At 31.4% G+C, this 26,402-nt stretch carries 11 protein-coding genes; 3 read left to right on the top strand and 8 right to left on the bottom strand.

Features of this window, described 5'->3' with window-relative positions; translation table 11 throughout:
- Window positions 1-9 precede the first annotated feature (9 nt).
- The 3 genes from WG950_RS04015 to WG950_RS04025 all read right to left on the bottom strand — a co-directional run bounded on the left by WG950_RS04015 (window position 10) and on the right by WG950_RS04025 (window position 7,595).
- Window positions 10-1,500, bottom strand: coding sequence for a RagB/SusD family nutrient uptake outer membrane protein (locus WG950_RS04015; RefSeq protein WP_340934259.1), 1,491 nt, complete (start codon window positions 1,498-1,500; stop codon window positions 10-12).
- 10 nt (window positions 1,501-1,510) lie between these two features.
- Window positions 1,511-4,579, bottom strand: a complete 3,069-nt coding sequence (locus tag WG950_RS04020; RefSeq protein ID WP_340934260.1) for a TonB-dependent receptor — start codon at window positions 4,577-4,579, stop codon at window positions 1,511-1,513.
- Between the two features lie 208 nt (window positions 4,580-4,787).
- Entirely contained in the window at window positions 4,788-7,595 is a 2,808-nt protein-coding gene (locus WG950_RS04025) for a helix-turn-helix and ligand-binding sensor domain-containing protein (RefSeq protein WP_340934261.1), read from the bottom strand.
- A 294-nt stretch (window positions 7,596-7,889) separates the two neighbouring features.
- Here WG950_RS04025 and WG950_RS04030 point away from each other — a divergent pair, with 294 nt between their 5' ends.
- The gene (locus tag WG950_RS04030; protein WP_340934262.1) at window positions 7,890-17,297 is read left to right on the top strand and encodes a LamG-like jellyroll fold domain-containing protein; all 9,408 of its coding nucleotides are present in this window, start codon (window positions 7,890-7,892) and stop codon (window positions 17,295-17,297) included.
- A gap of 68 nt (window positions 17,298-17,365) precedes the next feature.
- On the opposite strand, the gene WG950_RS04035 is transcribed toward WG950_RS04030, so the two are convergent.
- Complete coding sequence (locus WG950_RS04035; protein ID WP_340934263.1) at window positions 17,366-18,367, bottom strand: N(4)-(beta-N-acetylglucosaminyl)-L-asparaginase; 1,002 nt, start codon at window positions 18,365-18,367, stop codon at window positions 17,366-17,368.
- A 208-nt stretch (window positions 18,368-18,575) separates the two neighbouring features.
- Between WG950_RS04035 and WG950_RS04040 the strand changes: the two genes are divergently transcribed.
- Together WG950_RS04040 and WG950_RS04045 are read left to right on the top strand one after the other, a co-directional pair.
- Window positions 18,576-19,610, top strand: coding sequence for a BT4734/BF3469 family protein (locus tag WG950_RS04040; RefSeq protein ID WP_340934264.1), 1,035 nt, complete (start codon window positions 18,576-18,578; stop codon window positions 19,608-19,610).
- Window positions 19,611-19,735: 125 nt separating this feature from the next.
- Window positions 19,736-21,538, top strand: a complete 1,803-nt coding sequence (locus WG950_RS04045; protein WP_340934265.1) for a reverse transcriptase/maturase family protein — start codon at window positions 19,736-19,738, stop codon at window positions 21,536-21,538.
- Window positions 21,539-21,658: 120 nt separating this feature from the next.
- Here the strand turns inward: WG950_RS04045 and WG950_RS04050 are convergent, their stop codons facing one another.
- The 4 genes from WG950_RS04050 to WG950_RS04065 form a co-directional block, all read right to left on the bottom strand.
- Entirely contained in the window at window positions 21,659-22,618 is a 960-nt protein-coding gene (locus WG950_RS04050; RefSeq protein WP_340934266.1) for a glycosyltransferase, read from the bottom strand.
- A gap of 211 nt (window positions 22,619-22,829) precedes the next feature.
- The gene (locus WG950_RS04055) at window positions 22,830-23,636 is read right to left on the bottom strand and encodes an enoyl-ACP reductase FabI (RefSeq protein WP_077808918.1); all 807 of its coding nucleotides are present in this window, start codon (window positions 23,634-23,636) and stop codon (window positions 22,830-22,832) included.
- A gap of 24 nt (window positions 23,637-23,660) precedes the next feature.
- A complete protein-coding gene (gene recN, locus WG950_RS04060; RefSeq protein WP_340934268.1) occupies window positions 23,661-25,313 on the bottom strand; it encodes a DNA repair protein RecN in 1,653 nt (550 codons plus the stop codon).
- Window positions 25,314-25,455: 142 nt separating this feature from the next.
- Window positions 25,456-26,346 (bottom strand): DUF4835 family protein, encoded by an 891-nt coding sequence (locus WG950_RS04065; protein WP_340934269.1) that lies wholly within the window; start codon window positions 26,344-26,346, stop codon window positions 25,456-25,458.
- Window positions 26,347-26,402 lie beyond the last annotated feature (56 nt).

The raw sequence follows: 26,402 nt of genomic DNA on the forward strand, positions 1-26,402 counted from the left end.
TTTTAACTATTAATTGTATCCTTGATTTTGAGACCAACGATTACCTGTTAATTGAATTTCTATTGCCGGAATTGGAAACAGCTCATTTTTACCCGTTTGAAAACCAGAAATATTCGCTGCTGCTTCTCCCGTTCTTACTAAATCGAAAAATCGATGCCCTTCACCAGCTAATTCTAATCTTCTTTCATTAAAGATAATAGCTGTTAAATTTGCTCCTGTTTCTGAGATATTGTGTAACATATCTCCAAAAGCACGTTGCCTTACTAAATTTAAATACTCTAAAGCCTTAGCATCATTTGCCGATGGTTTTCTATTATGAGCTTCTGCAGCCATTAACAAAACATCTGCAAAACGAATTGCTCTGTAATTATTTGGATTTGTTAAATTTCTATCGGCTTGTGCATCTGTACCTCTTTTTCTTGGTAAATATTTTTTATTAAAATAACCAGTATGTTCGAAACCAGTATTAAATTCTGCTCCTGTTTGAGTTGCCCAAGCATTGATATCTAAAATTGTTATATCTTTTCGCATGTCACCGTCTTCAAAAGCATCTACTAAATCTTGCAGCGGCACGTTAAAACTAAAGCCAGAAGTAAACTCTGGTCCTTCATAACCTCTTACACCATTAAAACCAACAGCAACATTACCTTCACTACACTGTAAACAACCAAAACCTGCTCCTTGCGTTTCTGTATATTGAACCTCAAACACAGATTCTACACTATTTTCATTATCATTTTCAAACAAATCCATAAACGTTGCTGCATCTGTAACTAAACTATGCGGTCCGTTTAAAATTAAATTATCTAAAACATCGGCAGCTTCTGTAAATTTATTCTGATATAAATATGCTTTACCTAATAAAGCTTCTGCAGCTCCTTTTGTTACTCTACCAGTTTCTGACTGAACGTATGGTAAATTATTTGCAGCAAAAATTAAATCTTGTTCTATTTGTGCATAAACCTCTGCTTTTGGAGTTCTATCTACATTAAACTGATCTCCAAAAAGAATTCTTTGATCGACAACCAAAGGCACATCACCAAACCATTTTACCAACTCGAAATAATAATAAGCTCTTAAAAATCTTGCTTGTGCTATAACTTCTTCTTTACCAGAAAAATCTATTTTGTCTTTAAATTCTAGTATATAATTCGCTCTGTTTACTCCTGCAAACATCCAACCCCAGATATCTCTTAATTGCTGATTTTCGGATGTATGAATCATGTCATCAATTTCTTGAATAGCGACTACATCTGTTGCACTTTCTCCGCCAGCTAATGTATTATCTGATGCTATTTCACCTAACAAAACGTTTAAATATGAAGATTGCAACATATCATAAGCTCCTATTAGAGCATTTTGATAATCTTCTTCTGTATTAAAATAATCTTCTGAGTTTTCTGCTGTCGATTCTACATCAACAAAATCATCACTACAACTCGTAATTAAAATTGAAGAGAATAAAAAGAAAGCTAAATATTTTATATGTAATTTTTTCATGGTCTATTTTTTAAAAATTAACATTTAATCCTACTAAAAAAGTCTTTGGCGTTGGATAAAATCCTTGATCAATTCCGCCACCAATCGGCGCTCCGTTAGAAGTTGTTGGGTCGTAACCTCTATATTTTGTTAACGTAACTAAATTATTAGCTGATACATAAAAACGGAATTTACTTAAACCTACTTGTTCTAATATTTTTTGATCTAAAGAATATCCTAATTGTATATTTTGCAACCTTACAAAAGAACCATCTTCTACAAAAAAGTCAGAAAAAAGTGCGTTACTGTTTGCTCCTGTTGTAACTCTCGGAAAAGTATTTGATGTTCCAGCACCTGTCCATCTATCTAAATAATATCTTGGTCTGTTTGTTAATGGTAAATTTCTTTCGAAGTTTCTTACAATTTCATTTCCTAGAGATGCAAAAGCATACATGTTAAAATCGAAATTTTTATAATCAAAAGAGAAATTTAAACCCATAGTTACATCAGCAATAGGATCTCCGATATAGGTTTTATCTTCATTTGTAATTTCACCATCGTTATTGATGTCTCTAAACCTTAAATCTCCAGGATTTGCATTTGTTTGTGTTGCGTGTGCATCTACTTCTGCTTGTGTCTGAAAAATTCCGTCAGTTTGATATCCGTAGAAATAACCAATTGGCATGCCTGCTTCCATCCTAGAAGGAGGATCTTGACCTACGCCAAAAGAACCGCCAAATAAAACACCGCTTTCATTACCTACAAATAAAACTTCATTTTCTAAAGTTGTGAAATTGTACTTAATTCCGAAGTTAAAATCATCTGAGATAGTTTCTTTATAACCAATTGAGAATTCGAAACCTTTATTTTCTACAGTTCCTGCATTTACAATAGGACTTCCAGAACCTGGTGCAGAAGCTCCTAAGATTCCTGAAACTTCTGGATTTAGTAATAAATCTTCTGTTCTTTTGTTAAAATAATCTGCAGTAATATTTATCTTATTAAAAAGCTCTAAATCTACACCAATATCTAAAGGAATTTGTTTTTCCCATTTAATTTCTGGATTCGAAATTGCCCCAAGTGCAGTACCAAATTGTAATTGATTGTTAAAAACATATTCTCCTTCTCCTGATAATGTAGAAACAAAACCGAAGCTCGAAATTCTATCGTTACCAATTACACCATAACTAGCTCTCAATTTTAAGAAACTTAATACAGAACTATCTTCTAAAAACTTTTCTTTAGAAGCTACCCAACCTACAGATGCAGTGGGGAAATAACCAAATTTATTTTTAGGTCCGAAATTAGAAGATCCATCTCTTCTAATTACTGCCGACATTAAATATTTTCCGTCATAATTATACTGTAATCTTGCAAAATAAGATAATAACCTACTATCAAAAAAACGTCTTGGTTGATTACTTAATGCTAAATTATCTTGCGATGTATCTGAACCTGCAACACTAACACTTTCTAATGTATTACCATTGGCTCCAAAACCTAATAAATTAGATTCGTTAATTCCTTGAGATCTAAAAACCGATGTACCTAATAACACTTTTACATCATGAACATCATTAAATGTCTTTTCATATTTTAACAAAGCATCAAAAGTATAATCTTTATAAGTTTGTTCACTTTCAAAAACAGATGAAGTATTATTTGCATCTGTTAAATCTGCAAGAGCACTTACCGTATTAAAAACCTTACCAGAACCATAATAAACCTCTGGACTATAACTTTTAGTTTTTACTGATGCATGGTTAAACTGAATTCTAGATTCAGCAGAAAATCCGTCTAAAAAAGAATAATTTAAACCATAACTACCCGCAAATTTATTTACCCAAGTTCTATTGTAAGCATTCTCTGTTTGTGCTAAAGGATTTACAACTTCTATACCAACACCTGTATTTGGTGCAAAAGAATAATCGCCATTAGCATCTCTAACAGAAATATTAGAAGGCATATTTAAGGCGTTAAATAACACAGAACCCAAAGCATTTTCTGGCAAACCTCTTCTATTTGTATTTGTATAAATTGAAGAAGAAGTAAACTTTAATTTCTTTAAAATATCTGTACTAAAATTAAATTTAGCTGTAGTTCTATTAAAATTCGCTTTAGAACCACCTACAATACCATCTTGATCTAAATGAGAAGCCCCAAATGAATAGGTAGATTTTTCGGTACCTTTAGTAGCATTAAAATCTATACTAGAAATTGCTGCATCTTTAAAAACTTCGTCTTGCCAATCTGTACCAACACCCAAACCAGATATATTACTAAAAGGTAAAGACTCTGCGTTAGCGGCAAAAGCTTCATTCGCTAAAAGAGCATACTCTGTAGCGTTAAGTAAACTGATGCTTCTTGTAGTTCTTTGAAAACCTGCATATGCGTTTAAGTTATATTTAAACTCAGTATTTTTTCTACCAGATTTTGTTGTAATAATGATAACACCATTTGCACCACGAACACCGTAAATACCAGCAGAAGCATCTTTTAAAACATTCATAGATTCGATATCAGAAGGATTGATAACACTTAAATCTTCTATTACATTACCATCTACTAGGATTAAAGGATTATTGTTTCCGTTTGTAGAAATACCTCTAATTCGAATATTTAAAGCAGCACCTGGTGCACCAGAAGAAGATGTTATGTTAACACCAGCAACTTGCCCTTGTAAAGCTTGCTCTATTCTTGTTGGCTTTAAATTCTGAATTTCTTCACTAGAAACTACAGCAACTGCACCTGTAATTTCCTTTTTTCTTTGTGCGCCGTAACCAACTACAACAATTTCATCTAAAGATTCAGATTCTACTGTTAAGGATACATTTAAATTACTAGAAGTAACAGTAACCTCTTTTTCTGCATAACCTAAATATCTAAAAACTAAAATTGCTCCTTTATCTATATTGGTTAAAGAGTAATTTCCATCGAAATCTGTATTTGTTCCTTTAGATGTACCTTTTAATATAACACTAACTCCTGGTAGCGGATCGCCAGTAGCGGCATCTTTAACAACACCTTTTATATTTACAGTTTGTGCAGTTGCACAAAAACCTATAAATAATAGAAGTAAAAATGTGATTTGTTTTCTCATAAATAAAGAGTTTTATTTTTTTGATAAATTTAACATCAATAAATTATTAAATTAATAAAAAACACCTCAACAAAAAACATACATAGCAATTTTTATCAAAAAACACTTTATAATCCCTTGTTTTACATGGAAAGATAAAGCTTCAAAAACTTAAGTTAAATACCAATGTTGTGGTTATGTATAGGTCTTAATACCTATTGATGTGGTATTAGATATCCAAAATATAATTTGTTAAGTTGATATCGTGATCCAAATCCATCTTTTTACGCAATCGATACCTCTTTACTTCAACACTTCTTGGTGATATATTTAACAAAGGAGCAATCTCTTTAGAAGACAAATTCAATCTAAGGTAAGCGCACAACCTCAAATCATTAGGCGTTAAATTTTGATGCCTCTCTTTCATCTTATCTAAGAATTTTTGATCTGCATTATTAAATGCTTCTTGAAACATTTTCCAATCGTCTGTATTGTTTAAATTCTTATCTATAATTTTAACAACCTTCGAAATGTTTTGTTCCTTACCTTTAAGAAGTTCGGTTTTTAAATTACTTAAAAACTCATTTTTCTTAATAATACTCATTGTAGATGTTGCCAATTCTCTATTTTTACTAGCAATATCATTTCTTAATTTTTCATTATTAAGCTTGATAATTTTTTGAGAACTTTCTAATTCTTTTAGCTCTAACTCTTTTTGGGCTTTTAACAAAAGCTTTTGCTGTTTATCGTTGTAATATTTTTTAGATAAAACATACCAAATAAACACCATCAAAATAAAAATCAAAATATATACTACAATTGCAAATTCAGATAAAAACCATGGCTTCGCAATATTAAAATTAAAACTAGCTACATTACTACTAACTCTACCAGATGCTAAAGCCCTTACCTTAAAAGTATAATTACCATGTGGTAAGTTCTCAAAGAGTGTTTTATTTGATTCAGAAAAAGTACTCCATTTACTATTGTAACCTTCTAATTTATGCTGATATGTTAAGCTAGCTCCACTTTTAAAACTAGGAACACTGTAAGAAAACTCTACGCTATTTTCCTTAGTTTTAAAATTAGCTTCTCTGGTTAAGTTTACATTTTTAAATGGCTGATCTATTTCATAATTAATAACATTGGTTATATTAATAGTAAAACTCTTAGGAACATTTATCTTGTTTAAATCTACTATTAAGTATCCGTTTATTGTACCTATTAAATATTTTTCATTTTCTAAATGAATAATATTTTCGAAACCAGAAGCACCTTTATATAAAGTATTTTTAACTGGAATAATATTTAAATTTGGTTTATCACTTAAAGCTCCAGGACTTAAATATCGAAGTCCATCACTTGTAAAAGACCACAATTTATTCGTTGTATTATCTGCAATTAATTTTGCAGATATAAAATTTCTTTTTGGCAATAACTCACTATAAGTAGAATCAATTTTAAAAACATTATTAGTAAAATCATACTTAAAAACACCTTCTTTAGATGCGTATAAAGCCTCATCTTTATATTTAAGCAGACTAGAGTGTAAGCCTTTGCGAACAGACTCTTCTTTTTCTAAACTTATAACACTTCTTAAATCTGCATCAACCTTTAGTTTAAAAATTCCTTTATATTCATGATTTACAAAAATTTCAAAGTTGTCAAATATCAAAAAATATCTACTAGAGTTTTTAAAACCACTAATCTTATTTCTTACAACCCAATTGTCATTTTTTTTCTGTAAAACATATAAACCGTCGTAACTTCCTTGTAAAACAAAGTCTTTATCAAAAGATTTAAAATCCCAACTTCCTTGGGAATCAAAAATTAATTTTGCTTTTTTATCATCAATTATAAAAGTTCCTGAATCATGACCACAAAATAAAGTTCCCTTAATTGATTTTAAATTCCAAACTTGACCTTGCGTACCTTTAACAAAAGTAAAAGGTTCCTTTGTATTGTATTTTTTAACAAATAACCCTTGGTTTGTTCCTAAATACATATTTCCTTTATGTAATAAAGATGTATAAATCGTACCCAAAAACTCTTTTTGATTTGAAAACGTTTTAAAAGGAGAATTAAAATTCACAAGATTAATTCCGTTATCTAAGCCTAACCATAAATTTTTTTCAAAATCTTCAAAAATAGATAATACTGTGTTATTGCTTAAGCCTAAATTCTGATTGAGTTCATATTCAATTTCACCAAATTTATTTAAGTATAGTAATCCATTAGAAATTGTACCTAAAACAAAAGATTCGTTTGCCAATAATTGCGCACTATAAATAGTATTATCTTCTAATTTAGTAGCTGCTTCAATTTTCCATTTTTGCACTTTGTTATTCTCGAAGTAATAAAACCCTTTATTTTGTGTCAAAAAAAGAGGCTTTCCATTAAAGTGAAAAATGTTTGTTAATTTGTTATTTTTAAATATTTCATTTTCAGAAACCAAAAGAGACGCGCCATTTTCAATTCTAAACAATCCCTTTTCGAAATCTTGAAAATAGACTACATCTTTTACTTTAGCAATCTTTGTAATTTCATTAAAACTTTCTATAATTTTTATTTTCTGAGTTTCTAAGCTGTATAAATATATTCTCTGCAAAGACTTAAACAATACCCATCCATCCAACTCTATTATCTCCCAAATTTGCTCATCTTCTAGCATTTTTACCTTTTCAGTTTCAACCAAAGAAGAAAATTTAAGTAAACCAAACTCATCCTTTTCCCAGAAACCGAAATCCATAAAAAATCCTGTATAGATTCTGTTAGAAATACATTTTACAGAACGCATTATAGTTTCGTTTGGTGTAATGTACAACTGCCAATCTTCCCCATTATACTCTAACAACCCCTTGTTATTTGCTACATATATATATTTATTATCAGATTGTGAAATAGACCAATTTTGATTTTCACCACCATATTCTTCTGTTGTAAAAACATCGATTGGCGGCACTTCTTGAGAACATAAATCACCCACAACAAACAACAAAAAAACAACAACAATACTTGTAGATATATAATTTTTCATATTTTAAATATGTATGGTTTTATTAAATAACAATTGCTTAAAATTAAACATTTTATAAATATTAGTATAGTTATTTTTAATATATATTTTATCAAAAATTCATTTCACCTTAATTAAAAATATCTTTAATTAATTAAATTTAATCCAAAAAAAGAAAACACGTGTAAACACCTAGTTAACAAATCAAGTATTTATGACTTAAAAACCTAGTATTTAATTGATTGTTGTATTGTTAAAATTTTAACATTATATTTGCATTTGACACTAGTGTTTTTAAACAATAAATCTTATTAAATGACAAATGTTTTTCTTAGGATTCTTGAATTTGGGGAAGTTCAGAATCTAAAAAACAAAAGAAATAACTTTACATTATCTTTTTTGTTAATTGCATTTTTAACAATTACTAATAATTCTTACTCACAAACAATTCCTGGTACAGGTACAGTAACCTCAAATTGCGGTAACTGTACACCTACAAATTGGTTAGATACTGGTGGTACACCAGATATTTCTAATAGATTTAATACCGGTGGACAAGGAAGTGCTGGTGGTAATGCTACTTGGGTAAACCCTCTACCTCTGCCTCCAACAGGAGACTTAACATGGGTATCTATTAGAGATATTGGTGATGGTATAGGTTTAGCTGGTTCAGAAGAATCTGTAACTGCTATTATGGGAGAGTTAGTAGCAAACAAAATTTATATTTTAAAAATTTACACACTTACAGCTTTATCAAATGCAGACGGTACTGATCCAGCCAATTCTTATTATTCTGGAACTTATATGGATCAATTTGATTTTGAAATCGATAATAATGGAAGACAAACTATTTCATCTATAACTAGAGATAAATGGGGAACTAACAATATTGTTTTTATTGCACAACCTAATTCTGGTAACATGAATATCTCATTTTACCCAAGAACAGATGCAGACGAAGGTCCGTTTCCATATCAAGGTTTAGAAAGTTTACAAATAGCAATAGAATTAAATGCGATCGAAGAATTAGATACTGATAATGATGGCGTACCAGATATTGTAGATGTTGATGATGATAATGATGGTATTCTAGATACAGAAGAGTTAACAGTAGGTGCAACCACTTATGATCCTTTAGGTGATGAAGATGGTGATAAACTGCCAAATTATCTAGATACTAGAGATGATGGTACTGGTGATGGCTCTAACACAAGTTATATAGATTCAAACTCAGATGGTGTTCCTGATATTTTTGATTTTGATAATGACGGTATTCCTAATCACTTAGATTTAGATACCGATAATGACGGAATTCCCGATAACATCGAAGCTCAAACCACAAATGGATACATTGCCCCAAGTGGATCTGTTGGAAACGGATTTACCGACATTGATAATGATGGGTTAGACGATAATTATGATCCAGTAGTTGCTGGTGCAACAGCAGGTGTTGCAATTATTCCTGTAAATTCTGAAAATGACGGAGAGCCAGATTATAAAGACTTAGATTCTGATAATGATACTGTACCTGATACTGTAGAAGCTAATTTAATTTTAAGCGGCAACGTTGGCGAAAATGGTTTAGATAATATTTATGATAATGAAGATAATTATACAGACGTAAACGGATCTTTCGATAATACTCAAGTAGACAACTTTCCAGATCAAGACAATAATGCTAGTTTAGGATTGCCAAATGACGTAAATTGGAGAGATGTATCTGTTGCTGGTTTCATTGATACAGACGGTGACGGTATCGCTAATTCTGTAGATATCGACAATGATAATGATGGAATTATTGATACATTAGAAGGTTATGCTACCGAATGTGCTAAATATGATAATGGATTTATAGAATCTGAAGTTAGTATTGTAAACTCTAATAATATTATTGGAGAACCAGACGGTAATTTCGGGCAAGTTTATAACGGCACTAGTACCTTTGATTTTGATTTCGGACAAACCTATCCTGCAGGAACTCAATATCAAATTACCTGGAGAAGAAGAAATAATGTAACTACGGGCACAGCATATATAGATTTAAGCGAATCTTCTGATAACAGCACTTATTTATTACACCCCATACGTCCGCAAAGTACTAATAATGTTACTTTTCAAAATACAATTGTAACTTCAAACGTAAGTTTTAGATATCTTAGATTTGCAAAAGGTACTATAAACACAGTAGATTATGAAGTCGATGCCATCGGAATTATACAAAATACAAATTGTTCTTTAGATAGTGACAACGATGGTGTACCAAACTATTTAGATTTAGATAGTGACAACGATGGTATTCCAGATAACATTGAAGCGCAAGCTACAAACGCATACATAGCTCCTAGTGGTGCACCAAACGCCGGTTTTACAGATGCAAATAATAATGGTTTAGATGATAATTATGAAACTGCACAAGGTGGTACAGATATAACTCCTGTAAATACGGATAATTCTAATGACAGCATTCCAGATTATTTAGATTTAGATTCTGATAATGACGGAACATCTGATAGCGCAGAAGCTAATTTGTCTTTACACGGTAATTTCGGTTTAAATGGTTTAGATTCTAGTTATGAGAATTCTGACAATTATACAGACGTTAACGGTAATTTCGATGAAACTCCTTTTAACGACTTTCCAGACAATCCTACAGGTGGCGAAATAGATTGGAGAGATAATACAAGTACTTTTATTGATACTGATGGAGATGGAATTCCTAACAGTGTAGATTTAGATGATGATAATGACGGAATTTTAGATACTGTAGAAGGTTGTGATGCTGCCTCTATCATATCAGAAAACCTATCTTTTACAACCGTTTCTGGTTCTGGATTTAGCTATAATGGTAACAATTTAAACTTCACAAACGGAACCGCCAATTATGTAAACAGTACGCATTCACCTGATTTTTCTACCTATGGTGTAAATGGTGACTTCGAAATGAAATTTACCCTTAATGGTAACTATACAGACTTTACAGATAGAAGAGTTGTTATTGGTATTAATGAATCTGGTACAGATTCATCTAATAGTTGGCAAGATGTAGATTTTTCTTTTTATGTAAGAGGTACCAATGAAACGCTACAAATCTATGAAAATGGTAACTATATAGGGAATTTCGGAAACGGAGCAAGTGGAAATATACTAAGTATTAGAAAAACAGGTACAAATGTAAGCTATTTAGTGAATGGTAATGTTGTTTATACAAGTGCACAAACCGCAAATGGAAATGATTATTACATTGACAGTTCTTTTTTCGGACAAACTTCTAACTTCGATTTAAATAATTTCCAAGTAGAATATATTAATCCTGCAGATGATTTTGATGGCGATGGAATTCTAAACTGCTTAGATTTAGATTCTGACAATGATGGAATACCTGATAATATTGAAGCTCAAAGTACTTTAGGCTATACAGCTCCAGACGGCGTATATGATGCCAATGGTGTAGATACTGCTTATTCTGGTGGTTTAACTCCAGAAGATACAGATACAGATGGCGCTTTTGATTATTTAGATACAGATTCAGATAACGATGGTAAATTAGATAATTTTGAAGCAGGTTTAACTTTAACAGGTGTATACGGCGTAAATGGCTTAGACAATGCTTATGATAACGGAGATAATTATAACGATGTAAACGGTTCTTTTGACAATTCGCAAAGTAATAATTTTCCTGATGAAGATGGTGATGTATTTAATTCTGGAGATGTAGATTATAGAGATGATACTTTTACAAATGATTACGATGGAGACGGCATTAGTGATGAATTAGATTTAGATGATGATAATGATGGTATTGTAGACGCAATAGAACTGGGACCTGGAAGTTGTTTAATTTCAGATCCCACAGGAGGCATATTAAACTGGAATAATGAATTCACAAACGGAGATACTACTTTTATTTCTGGTGATGATCCTTTAGGAACATCTGCAAATTTATCTAATAACAACGTAAACATATTATTATCTAGAACCTCAAACGTACTTAGTGAAAGTGAATTTAGAGTAAACAATGCAACAACCACTAATAGTTCTTTTAATTTAAATCAGGGAGCCTCTTTTTCTGCTTTTTCTAGACATACTATTAATTTTGATGCTCCTGTTTTTGGAATCAATTTTACAATTTACGATGTAAATGTAGATGTGAATACAATTGCAATTGATAGAGTTAAAATAATCATTACTAAGCAAGATGGTACAACCTACAATCTTACGGCTGCAGATTATACAACTGGTGCTTCTAACTCTTTTACAGGTAATAATACTTTCTTAGGAACAAGTACAGCTTCATCAAGTATAACAATCAACTCAATATCAGAATGGATAACACAAGTTCAAATTGTTTATGAAAACGCAGGTTCTGGTAGTATTACTGCCACTCAAAATATTGCAATTGGCGATATCGGTTTTTGTACTCCAATAGATAGCGACGGAGATACTGTATTTGATTTTAGAGATTTAGATGCAGATAACGACGGTATTCCAGATAACATCGAAGCACAAACTACTTCAGGATACATAGCTCCAACAGGTAGTTACAGTCTTTTTGGTATAGATTTAGCATATGACACAGGTATAACGCCTGTAAATACAGACGAAACAGGTGAGCCAGATTATTTAGATTTAGACTCAGATGATGATGGTATCAACGATATTTTAGAATCTGGTTTAACTACTTTACCTAACAATGGTAGTACAACTACCAACCCAGTTGGTAAAAACGGTTTAGATAACACATTAGATAATGGTGATGATTATGTTGATGTAAACGGTTCTTTTGATAATACACCTGCAGATAATTTTACAGACGGTGATGCTGATGTTAATATTGGAGGAGATTTAGATTATAGAGATGACATTATTGGTGTAGATACAGACGGAGATGGAATTACAAATGATATTGATATTGATGATGATAATGATGGTATACCAGACATTATAGAGGATCAAGCAGATACTTCAATTTCACCAACTTTCGCAACAAATCCAGATGCGTATTGGCCATTAGACAATAATTCTAACGATGCTTCTGGTAATGGCAATAACGAAAGACCAGAAACAAATCAACCAGATTATTCTACAGATGCAATTCAGGGAACACATTCAGCTGAATTTAATGGAACTAATGACGTTTTAAGATATAGTCAAGATGGCGGTTTTATGGAAAGTACTTATACACATATAAGTTTTTCTGCATGGATAAAACCAGATGACGTTTCAGGGCAAAGAGTTATTTATGAAGAAGGTGGTGCTACTAATGGTATAACATTATGGATTAACAATGGTGTAATCACATTATCAACTCGAAACGGCGGTGCAGCTAGTCAAAGAGATTTAGCACACCCTGTTTCTATAGCAGTTGATAACGCATGGCATCACGTAGCCGCAACTTTTGTAAACGGTATTTTAACTTTGTATGTAGATGGTAACCCAGTAAGCTTAGATATTTCTGCAGACTACACAACAATTCCTAATCATACGAATGATGGTGGTCTTGGTGGTCCAATTGGTGGGGCAACAGGCGCAGGTGTTAATGGTTATTATTCTGGTTTAATTGATGCTGCCAGATATAGTAATACACCTGCAGGAGCGTTTTCTGCTGAAGACATTTCATCAGAAGTAGCTTTAGCTAGCGATTCAGATAACGACGGAATAATAAACAGCTTAGACATTGACGCCGATAACGACGGTATTCCAGACAACATAGAAGCACAACCAACAATTGGTTACATTTCTCCGAGTGGATCAGATACTGATAACGATGGTTTAGATGATGCTTACGACCCTGATTGTGCTTTAGCGGCAGATTGTGCAGGTATTATTGGTGTAGATTTAACTGCACAAGAAAATACAGATGCATCACTTACAAATCCAGATACAATTCCTGATTATCTTGATAGCGATTCTGATGGTGACGGACTATTAGATATTGAAGAAAATGGGTTTACAGATAATACTGTAAGCGGAACAGATTCTGATAACGATGGACTAGATGATAATTTTGAAGGAGCGAATACAAATGATAGATATGATGTTAATGATGAAATTAACACACCATCGCAAGATTTACCAGATAATGATTCAGATGTGAGTGCAACTGGAGACGTAGATTATAGAGATGATACAGAAGACCCTATAACTGCGGGTATTTTAAATAGTATTTTATGGTTAAGAGCAGATATTGACGTAACTGGTACTACAAATGTTACAAGTTGGGTAGATCAAACAACAAGTCCTTTCACAGCAACTGCAACAACAGGTCCATCAAAAATAGAAAATGGTTTAAACTTTAACCCTAGTTTAGATTTTGATGAATCCAATAATGAATTTATGCAAATTACAGGTGGTATTTTAGGTAATGGTGCTACCATAAATAATATTTGGGTATATGCAGTTAGTAAATCTAATGTAAATGCTTACGCTTATAATATATCACAGGGTTTTGATGCAACAAGGTTTTATCTATTAACACCTGATAATGATCCGGGGTCAAATGATTTTGCTTTTAAATTTGGTGCACAGACAGCACTTGAGATAGACTGGGGTGCAAACACAGGCGAATTTAACTTATGGAATGCAGGTTCCAGCACATCTACATCTACTCCATCAGGAACAAACAAAGCATTATATAGAAATGGTTTAAGACTTTTAACTGACAATTTAGGGTCCGCTGTTTTAAGTAATTCTAGTCAGAATTTATATATTGGTTCTTTTGATGGCACTCAAAGGTATATGAATGGTGAAATAGCAGAAATAATGGTTTTTGATGCTGTTCCATCAGCAACACAACAACAGCACATTCAATCTTATCTTGCTATTAAATATGGAATCACATTAGATGATACTGATAATAATGCTACAATTGTTGAAGGTGACTATCTTTTAAAAGACCTTAACACAAAAGTTTGGGACTATACAAATAACAATACTTTTCACAACGATGTAGCTGGTATTGGTAGAGATGATGCAATGGCTTTAAACCAAAAGCAATCTAAATCTATTAATTCAGATGCCATTATTACCATAGGTTTAGCCGCTATTACAGCTACAAATGCAACAAACCTAAACACGTTTACCTTAAACAAAGATTTCTTAGTTTGGGGTAATAATAATGGTAACATAAACTCAATTACAGAAACAGAATTAGTTTGTGCGCCAGAAAAAACAATTGGTAGAACCTGGAAAATAGTTGAAACAGGAAGCGTTGGTTCTACTCAAATTACAGCAAATAAAGCAATTTTAGACGCTGCATTAACAACACCTAATACAATTAAAGTATTAAAAGTAGCAGATGATGCAAACTTTACTTCTAATGTAAACTACGTGTTGTTAACTGATACTGTTATAAATTCAGAAAATGTATATGCTGCACAGTACGATTTTAACGGTGTAAAATATTTTACATATTCAGAGATTAACGGTATTTTCTGGAATGGAGACGCAAATGCTTGGACAGGTGGAAATAGTAGCCTAATTGCTGGCGGACCAAGTACAAATGCTGCAGATCGTGACAAAGTTATGGTTATCGACTCTCAAACATCTCTTACACATGCAGTTTTAACAGAAAATGTTGTAGTAGAATGTGTTTGGATAAAAGATGATTCTAAACTAATGGTATCAGACAATAGATATTTAGAGTTTGATGAAGATTTTATCTTAGACGGAGAAATGAAATTAATTGGCGACGGTCAATTGATACAAACACATGCTGGTTTTTCTAACGTAGAAGGAAACGGTAAATTATACAGAGATCAACAAGCTGTTGTGCCAAGTATTTACAGATATCATTATTGGTCTTCTCCTGTAAGAGAATTAAATCAAGATTCTTTTAGAGTTAAAGAAGTAATGAAAGATGGTAACGAACCTACTTCTGCGGCATCTACAATTACAGAAATAGATTGGTCTGGAAACGGTAACATTTATGATGGTGCACCTGGTGTTGCAGGCGTTACACCAATTAAAATTGCACCTTATTGGATCTATTCTTATTTTAATGGTACTACGCAAGCAGAGTATGTTCAAAGAAGAGAATCTAGCCCGATAAAAAGAGGACAAGGTTACACGATGAAAAGTACTGGTCAAAACCCGCAAAACTTTACATTTGTTGGTACACCTAATGATGGTTCTATAACTTTTGATGTAGATCCTGCCACAACAAGTTTGTTAGGTAATCCGTATCCAAGTGCTTTAGATGCAACAGATTTTATCAATACAAATATTAACGAAATCGACGGTACAATTTATTTCTGGGAACATACAGGAGAAGACAAAGCAAATCCTGCAAGTTCTGAAGGTCATAATTTAACAGGATATCAAGGTGGATACTCTCAACGAAATATTTCTATGGGAATTGCAGCCAACGGTGTGGGTAGCTTACCTGCATTAGTTTTTGACTGGACAGATGCAATTTTAAGTGGTAACACTGTAACTCAAACTGTATCCGGAATTACAACTACAGTTACAAAATCTGCAGGAAACATTGGTTTATTACCTAACATCTTAGGTGTTGGTGGTACTTTAGGAAACATTATTGGTGATATTGGTTTAACAACTAGTACTTATGATGTTACTTTTGATTTTAATGCGAAAGTAGATTTAAAATCTATTTATTTATTTAATAATGTAATTCTACCATTAACAAATCCAACAGTAACCTTAACTCCAAACGGAGGAGCATCACCGGTTACACAAGAATTATCAGGAATTACAGGACAAGAAATTACTTTAGATTGGGAAGATGTTACATCTTTTACGATTACAACAGACAGTCCTTATAATTTAATAATAGACGATTTAAAATTTACGAAAGGAAATTTACCAAGTTTAGGTGACGGTGTTTATCATGCGCCTAACAGATATATTGGTGTTGGTCAAGGATTCTTCGTTTCATCTTCATCTATTGGTGGTAGAATTAGATTCGAAAATTCACAAAGAAATTATAGAGATAATAATTATGCTGCTGGCGGAACTTTCTTCTTTAAATCAAATCAGAAAAAATCTGCACAAGATCAAGAAACTAGTTTATTACCTAAATTAAAATTAGGGTTTAATTATAATGTTACAGACGAAATTAAATCGCATAGACAAATTGGTATCTCTTTTAGAAGAAACAATACTTTTGGTTATGATAATGGTTATGATAGTGATATTTACGATTTAAACAGTACAGATTTTTACTGGCATTTTCAAGAATACTCTAACAGAAAGTTAATAATTGCGGGTGTACCTTCTCTTGAAAAAGATATGGAAATACCATTAAGCGTAATCATAGGATCTAACAACAGTTTTACTGTGCAAATTGATGAAGTTGAAAATATTGAAGACAATATCTATTTATTAGATAAGTTAACAAATACGTCTTACTTATTAAGTGATACAGCAACTGAATTAAACGTACCTGTTGGCACATATACCGATAGATTCTTTATTACATTTGCTAGTAAAAATGCTTTATCTGTAGAAAATGATACTATTTTAAGCGAGAATTTAGAAGTATTTATGGATAATGATAATCGTGAAATTGTAATTAGAAATAGCGATTTATTAAACATTAAAAAAGTAGAGTTATACAATTTACTAGGTCAGAAAGTAAATACCTTTCCAAATTTAGAAAACGGTATAGAAAACAGACTTAAAATTAACAAACTACCAACTGCCATTTATACAGTGAACTTGGTTACAGAAAAAGGAAAAATTTCTAAAAAATTACTCATAGAATAATTCTAAAATAAAAAACCGAAACTTAAAAGTTTCGGTTTTTTTTATCTTCATATTTACATGAACGGCAATTATTTTTTTTGAATATAAGAACCAGACGCTATATAGGTTTGTTTGTCTTCTTGATATTTGCTTACTCCAAAACCAGGATGAATGCAATAACTACCAAATTCTCCTTTTTTATTTAAAGCCACATAACCAACCTGAAAGTTTTTATAATTAAGATTAGAAGAAACAATTCTTTTTACACCTTCTTCGCAAGCCTCTTGTGGCGTTCTACCTTGTCGCATTAACTCTACAATTAAAAAACTACCAACCGTTTTTAAAACTTCTTCTCCCATACCAGTTGCAGTTGCGCCACCAATAGCATTGTCTATAAACAAACCAGAACCAATTACAGCAGAATCACCTACTCTACCTGCCATTTTATAAGCCAAACCACTTGTTGTGCATCCGCCAGAAATATCTCCATTTTTATCAATTGCCAACATACCAATCGTATCATGATTTTCGATATTGATAATTGGTTTGTATTCCGATTTTTCTTTCCATTTTTCCCAAGCTTTTTTTCGTGATGCAGTTAATAAATTTTCTCTAACAAAACCTTTAGAAACCGCAAACTCTTCTGCTCCTTTACCCGCTAATAAAACATGCGGCGTATCTTCCATTACTTTACGCGCCACAGAAATTGGATGTGCAATATTTTCCATACAAACCACGGCGCCATAATTTCCTTCTTTATTCATAATACACGCATCTAAAGTTACATGTCCGTCTCTATCTGGTGTACCACCGTTTCCTACCGTTGTGTTGTTTACATCTGCCTCTTCTACTCTACAACCTTGTTCTATTGCATCAATTGCAGTACCGCCATTTTTTAAAACTTCCCATGCAGCTTTTGTAGCATTATGAAAACGCCAAGTTGCTACAACAACAGGTAAAACCGCTTTTTCATCTTTTTTAGCAATTGCATATTCTTGTATAGTTTCTTTACATGCAATTAAAGATGAAGAAACCGTTGCAATACCCAAACCCGTTACAGATGCTTTCTTTATAAAATTTCTACGTTTCATTAAAATAGATTCTAAAATTTCTACCAAATATAACAGAAATTAAAATTTAGTGTTGTTTGCTGTTTCTTATTTTGATAATAATTAATAAAAACAAGTGCTTTTACCTATTGATTATGTAAATTAAAAAAGATAACTTCGCTAACTTCGATTATAAGTCATTAAAACGACGAGATAATCGTATCAAATTAGCTGCAACCAAAACCAACCAATGAACGTAGAATTGAAAAATATTAAAGTTTCATACCAAGAAAAAGCTTGGTCGAGTATTTCGAAAGAAATAACCTTGAGTGAAACTTTAAATATTATAAATTCTGAATTATTGAAAGGTAAAATTGAACGATTAAGAAAAGAGCTTGAAAACGGAAATAAAGATTACTACGATAATAATAAAAAATCATTACCTGCTGTAACCTTTTCGGCTACATTTCAAGAAAAAAGAAGAAAAGACAAACTAAAAGATTACAATCAAATTCTGGTCATTGATATTGACAAATTATCAATTGAAGAAATGAAAATAGTTGGAGACGCTTTGAAAAACGAACCTCTAGTTTTTTCTTTTTGGAAATCTCCTTCAAACAAAGGTTACAAAGGTTTAATAAAATTAAGTTTTATCGAAAAATTTGAAAAAATAAATACAGACTTCCAACATAAGTATGCTTTTAATTTAGTTTCAAGTTACTTCTTGGAAAATCACAAAATAGAATTAGATAAAAGTGGTAGCGATATAACAAGATTATGCTTTCTATCTTATGACCAAAAGATTATTATTAAAGAGAATATTCAAGAGTTCAAAGTTGAAAACTCAAATATTCCAATAGAAACTAAAAAAAAGAAAGAAAATAATACAACCTTAAAATTCAGTAGTAATAAAGATGCGTTACACAATTCACTAAACAGAAACGACCCATATGACAGACGCTTAATGAGTAATATAATCAGGTATTTAAATAACAAAAATCAGACTATAACTGAAACTTATGAAAGTTGGTGTAAAGTGGCAATGGCAATTGCCAACACTTTTACATTTGACGTTGGCAGAAACTATTTCGTTAAATTAAGCAAAAGAGATTCTAATAAATTCAACGAAATAAATTGTATAAACTTCCTTATAAACTGTTATGAAAACAGAAATGGAGAAGTATCATTTGCTAGCATTGTTTTTCTAGCTAATAACAAAGGGTATAAAACAAAATATCAAAAAGATAATGGAGTACCGAAGACGGAAGGCGAAAGCCTCGAGTGAATATCACTCTCGTAAACGATAAGGTTTCGTCAGAGAGCTTAAAAGAAACCGATGACTTATATGTCAGTATCTTTGTCAATATGTGCATTATGCACTTTACAGGTACTCCATTTATTTAAAAACCTATGAAAGAATTTAATCTTTATTTTAATGAAACAGATATAATAAGACAACTGTGTAAAATCAGAGTAAAAATTGCTAAAAATAGAAACAAGAAACATCTATTACATTTACTTACTTCAGATAAAGATTACAATTATCATATAGAAAACAACTCAAAAGAGACGAACGAATTTGAAATTTACCAAAAAAGTATAAATGATAAATTAAAAACATTATTACCACCAAGAAGACAATGGGTAAAAATAGGTTCAAAATCAAGAGTTAAGGATAAAGAAACAAATGAATTTCTGACTTCAAACGATAAAAATTTTTACGCACTTTTAAAGACAATTCGAAAACACAAAAAAAACAAATCAAAAGAACAATGGTTTATTAATTTAATGAAATTCGTTTCAGAAATTCAGAAAAAAGCATTGTCTAATTCTTATTCTGTTTCGAATCCTTTGATATTTCCAAAACTAAAAGAACCTATAAAAAAATCTCATAAAGAGAAAAACGATTGCAGACCAATTAGTATGTTTTCCATTGAAGACAGAGTAATTTTGAGTTTAACAAATAAATTTTTAACATCAATACTGGATAAATATTTTAAAGATTCTTCTTACGCTTTTCGTTCAAAAAAAATAGACAATAAGACTATATCACATCATAATTGTATTAGAGATATAATAAAATACAAAAAAAGTAATCCTGCTTCAGAATTATATGTTATCGAATGTGATATGAAAAAATTCTATGACACAGTAAATCATAAAATTGCATTTGATATTTTTAAAAAATTAATTGATAAAGTAAATCAAGAATTTCCTGAATTGAATTTGAACCAACCTGTTCATATTTTTAAAAGTTTCTTAAATTGTTATTCATTTAATAAAAATGTAAAAGAAGCAGATAATCCTGATTATTGGAAATCCTACGAAATACCAAATGGCTCTTTTCCTTGGGTGGACAAAGACCTTTCTAAATATTATAAGAAAGACCACAACCAAAGAATTGGAGTTCCACAAGGTGGAGCATTATCTGGATTAATTGCAAACATTTACTTAAACAAAGCTGACATTGCACTTGAAAAACTACCCGTACTTTATTTAAGATTTTGTGATGATATGGTTGTTATACACGATGACAAGGAACAATGTGAAAAAGCAAAAAATGTTTATTTAGATTGTTTAAGAGAATTAAAACTATTTCCCCACAAATTCAAATCGACAGATGAATTATATACTTGCAAAATAAAAGACAGAAAAACTGATTACACACCTTTTTGGAATGGTAAATCAAAAGGTCCTTACAAATGGACTAATTCATTTAAAAATGGAGATTTCCCTTGGAAAGCTTTTGTTGGCTATGAGATAAATTTTAATTGCGAAACTAGAGTAAGAAAAAAATCATTTAACAAAGAAGTTATTAAACAATCGAAAATCGTTAACGAAATACAAAAAGCAATTGAAAACGAGCAAAGGTGTAAAAAAGGAACAGCAATTGAATCAGCAATAAATAGACTAATCGGAATGTCTGTTGGCAGAATTGGTTTAGATAATTTTAGTGAAGTTTCTACAGATATGTGTTGGAAAAATGGCTTTCAAGAATTAGAACTAAACAAACATTCAGCAGTCCAGATTAAGGAATTAGATAGAAATAGAAGTAAATTATATTATGATCTTTTCAAGCAAATAAAGGAATTAGAAGAAGAAAATGATGAAAAAATAGAACGTGGAGAAGATAATAGACAACATAAAAAATACGATAAACCATTTAGTTATTATTATCAAATTCTCGAAAGAAAGAAAAATGGCAGCAGCTAACGCCGTATAAAATTAATTGCTGGTTTTAGCTTATTTACGAAAGTCCTCGCGGACTTTCTATCTGTGATTTATTTGCTAACTTTAGTGCTTAAAACACGCAACTAATCTTATACAACAACGTTAGCGAAACCTCTTAAAAAATTTAGATTTTAAAAACCCAGAGCCGTAACCATAAAATTGGGTTAAAGAAGTTACAATACTTAAAAATGCAACTTTTACACTTTTGTTTTGAAACAAAGAGTCTAGAAATAGTATGCACAAATAAAAGCAGTATAAGTAAAATAATTGTGGGTAACCAAAAAATGCCGCAATAATACCTATATCTAAACCTATTATAAAAATACTAGGAAACCAATAGGTAATTTTAGCAGTTTCTGGATACTTTTTATTTAAAATAGGTCTTGCGGTACCAAAACCAAAGGTTTGGTTAAAAAACTGGTTAATTGTGCTTCTGCGTTTATGATACACAAAGGCTTTTTCTATTAGTTGGGTTTCAAAACCATTTTCCCACAGTCTAAAAGTTAAATCGATATCTTCGCCGTTTTTCATTTTAGAAAAACCCTGTGTATTTTGAAAGGCTTTTTTAGAAAGCCCAAGATTAAAACTTCTGGGCTGAAATTTACCAACACTTTTTTTCTTTCCTCTAATTCCGCCAGTTGTTACCACAGACGTCATCGAGTAATTAATGGCTTTTTGTAAATCTGTAAAACTTTCATGCGCTGCATCTGGTCCGCCAAAAGCATCTGTAAAATTGGTTTCTAAAGCTTTTTTTACTGCAGTTAGATAGCTTTTAGGCACCAACACATCAGAATCTAAAATAATAAAATAGTTTCCGGTTGCTTTTTGCATTCCGAAATTTCTACTTGCTCCTGCACCACTATTTTCTTTAAAAAAGTATTTTAAATTTAGTTTGTTGTTATATTTTGCAACAATTTGTTCGCTTTTTTCTGTTGAACCATCTTCGATTATTAAAACTTCAAAATCGTTAAAAAAATCTTGTTGGGTAAGACTTTCTAACAATTCGTCTATTTCTTTAGGACGATTGTAAACGGGAACTATGATAGAAAAATTAAGGTTCAAAATGTGTTTGAAATATGTGTTTTGTAAATGTAGAAAAATTAAAAAAGCTGAAAGTTTTTATTTCTAAAAATTTCAGCTTTTAAATATGCATTTTGTTTTTCTGTTTCTAATTGCTAGCAAACAAGTTTAGCCCTGATTGAGCGGCATGTTTGAGCTCTTTTGAGGCACGAAAAAAGCGAGTAGCGAAAGCAGGAAATAGCTTCTAAAAAAATTACTCGAATTTTTCTATCACAGCATCGCTTACGCCCATATTAGAGAATCCGCCATCGTGAAACAAGTTTTGTAAAGTTACTTTTTTTGTTAAGTCTGAAAACAGAGAAATTGTATAATCTGCACATTCTAATGCGGTTGCGTTACCTAACGGCGACATTTGGTCTGCGTATTTTATAAAACCATCGAAACCTTTAACACCGCTACCTGCAGTTGTTGGCGTTGGCGATTGAGAAATGGTGTTTACTCTAACTTTATGATCTCTACCAAAGAAATATCCAAAACTACGTGCAATAGACTCTAAATAGGCTTTATTGTCTGCCATATCGTTGTAATCTGGAAAAACTCTTTGTGCAGCCATGTAGGTTAAGGCAACTATACTACCCCATTGGTTCATGGCGTTTTTGTTGTACAAAACATTCATAGTTTTATGAAAAGAAACTGCAGAAACATCCCATCCTTTTGTTGTAAAATCGTACTTAGGATCTGTGTAATGTTTACCTTTTCTTACGTTTACAGACATACCAATTGAGTGTAAAACGAAATCTATTTTTCCGCCTAAAATTTCCATAGATTTTTCTACAAGGTTTTCTAGATCGTCCATAGAAGTAGCATCTGCAGGTATAATTTGCGAGCCCGTTTTTTCTGCTAAAGCATCTAACTGCCCCATTCGCATTGCAATTGGCGCGTTTGTTAAAACAAACTCGGCCCCTTCTTCATGTGCTCTTTCTGCAACTTTCCAGGCAATTGAGTGTTCGTTTAAAGCTCCGAAAATAATACCTTTTTTCCCTTTAAGTAAATTGTACATATGTATAAAAATTTAATGCTTTTTTTAATTTAGTAGTTCTTTTGCATGTGTTAATGCCGATTCTGAGATGTCTTTACCACTTAACATTTCTGCAATTTCTTTAACACGCTCTTCGGCTGTTAATTGTTTTAAATTTGTGGTGGTTACACCATTAACTTCTGCTTTATACACTTTATAATGGCTGTTACCTTTTGCAGCAATTTGCGGTAAATGTGTAATTGCAATAACTTGCATATTCTTACTCATTTGTTGCATTATTGCCGCTATTTTATTAGAAACTTCACCAGAAACACCGGTATCGATTTCATCGAAAATAATGGTTGGTAATTGTGTGTTTTCTGATAAGATGGTTTTAACAGATAGCATAATTCTAGACAACTCACCACCAGATGCAACTTTTTTAAGCTCGCCAAAGTTACCACCTTTGTTTGCAGAGAATAAGAACGTTAGCTCGTCTTTACCATTTGAAAAATAGTTTTTGGTTGGCTTTATTTTTATTGAAAAACGGGCGTTTTCCATACCTAAATCTGCCAATAAAACTTCTAATTGTTTGTTTAATTTTGGTATTGATGCAGTTCTTGCTTTTGTGATTAAACCGGCTACTTTGTCTAATTTTTCTGATACAGAAGCTATCTCTTGTTGCTTTTTTTGTATAAACTCGTCTGCAGATTCTACGGCAACAACTTTTTCTGATATTTCTTCGAAAACTGCTAGCAATTCTTTGTTAGAATTAACCAAATGTTTTTTCTGTAAATTGTATAGCAGTTGTAATCTATCATTGATTTCTTCTGCTTCATTCGGATTAAAATCTACATTTTCGTTTGCGTCTTCTAATTCTGAAACAACATCATCAATTTCTATTTTTACGGATGTTATTCTTGCTGATAATTCTTGATATTCTTTAGAAAAAGATGCAATTTTAGTCAAACGATTGTCTAAAGTATTTAGCAAGTTTTGAATGCCTATTTCTTCGTTTATTGTTAGTTCTAAAGCTTCTGCTAAATTGTCTTTAATTTCTTCTATGTTGTTTAGCTTTTCTAGTTTTTCTTCTAAAACTTCTTGCTCATCAACTTTAATTTTAGCGTCTTCTAACTCTTTAAACAAATGCAAATTGTAATCGTACTGCTTATTTGCTTCTTGCTGTTTTTCTTCTAATTTTAAAAGTTCTCTTTTTAATTTATTTAACTGCGAAAAACCTCTTTTATATGACGCTATTCTTGGTGCATTTTTGGCTAAAGCATCTAATATCGAAAACTGAAAATTAGTATCAGACAATTGCATTGTTTGATGTTGCGAGTGTACATCGATTAATTTTACTCTTAATTGGTTTAAAACCGTTAAGGTTACAGGTGTATCGTTTATAAAAGCTCTAGATTTACCAGATGGTAAAATTTCTCTTCTAATAATGGTTTCTGCTTCGTAATCTAAGTCTACTTCTTCGAAAAAATCTTGTAAATTGTAGTTAGAAATGGCAACTTTGGCTTCTACAATACACTTTTTTGTAGTGTCTTTTAATGATGACAAATCTGCCCTATTACCTAAAACCAAGCCCAAGGCACCTAATAAAATAGATTTACCTGCACCAGTTTCTCCTGTAATTATAGACAAACCCGAAGAAAAATCGATACTTAATTGATTGATTAACGCGTAGTTATTTATGGATAATTGTGATAGCAAATTCTCTAGATTTTAAAAGATAAAATTAGTGAAAATTTGTTGAATACTAAACATCGAAAATTTAATTATAACACAAAGGATAAAATTAAAATCAGTAGATTTTAGTAGCTAAAAATTAAGTAATTTTTAGCTATCAAAAAGCCTAATCTAACTTTCTCCACTTAGAATTATTATTGGTAGAAATTTTTCGAACAGTTTGTATAAGACGTTGTTTATTTCTTGTTTTGGTATCTTCTGAATATAGATTTACAATTTCATCTGCTTTCGCATCAAAAAACAATCTAATTAAATAATTACCAACTGTTTTGTTGTAAATACTTTCTAACGCAATTACACTATCTTCTATACTTTGTTGTGCAGAAGCTTTTGCGCCTACAAGATTATCAAGTCCGTTTCTATGATAATTGTAAAGTATATTTCTGTAAGCTTTTAATTTAGGCGATATTAAATTATCTATTAATAAATATCTATTTTGTTTACCAACAACATTTTGCCATGACGATAAACCACTTTGTTGCGCTTGTAGCATTACATTTTGCGCTTCTTTTAATTCTTTATCACCAGCAAACTTGCCAAATGTATCTGCATCTACACCAATAATTATATTTGCATAAAATACAATGGTAGAAATTAAATTACTATCAAAAGCATTTTTATTATAAATTAAAGGATCAAACTCGTTGTATTTAAAATTGAATTCGTTGTCTTTAATATTTAAAACAGGCGATGGATAGCTAGAGTTATAAACGGGTCTAGATGATTGTACTTGCAATGTGGCAGTAAAATTATTGTTATCTCTAGAAGTAATAATGATTGTCATAGCACAATCGATACGTTCTTCTGGTTTTACAGTTCTATCTGTCCATTTTGTTTGATTGATATACTCGCTTAAAGCTCTTTGTAAAGTAGTAAATACTTGTTTGTTAGAACCCGCAATTTGATCTGAATTAACGGTTACCAAACAATTTAATTCTTGTGCAGTAAAAGTAATTACAGTAAAAAATATAAAAAGTAGTGATGTTATTTTGCGCATACTCAAATTTAGATTTTTTATTAAAAGAAAGCAACAGTTTGTAATACTATTAGAAT

Source organism: Polaribacter marinaquae, assembly GCF_038019025.1.
In the GTDB taxonomy this organism is placed as follows: domain Bacteria; phylum Bacteroidota; class Bacteroidia; order Flavobacteriales; family Flavobacteriaceae; genus Polaribacter; species Polaribacter marinaquae.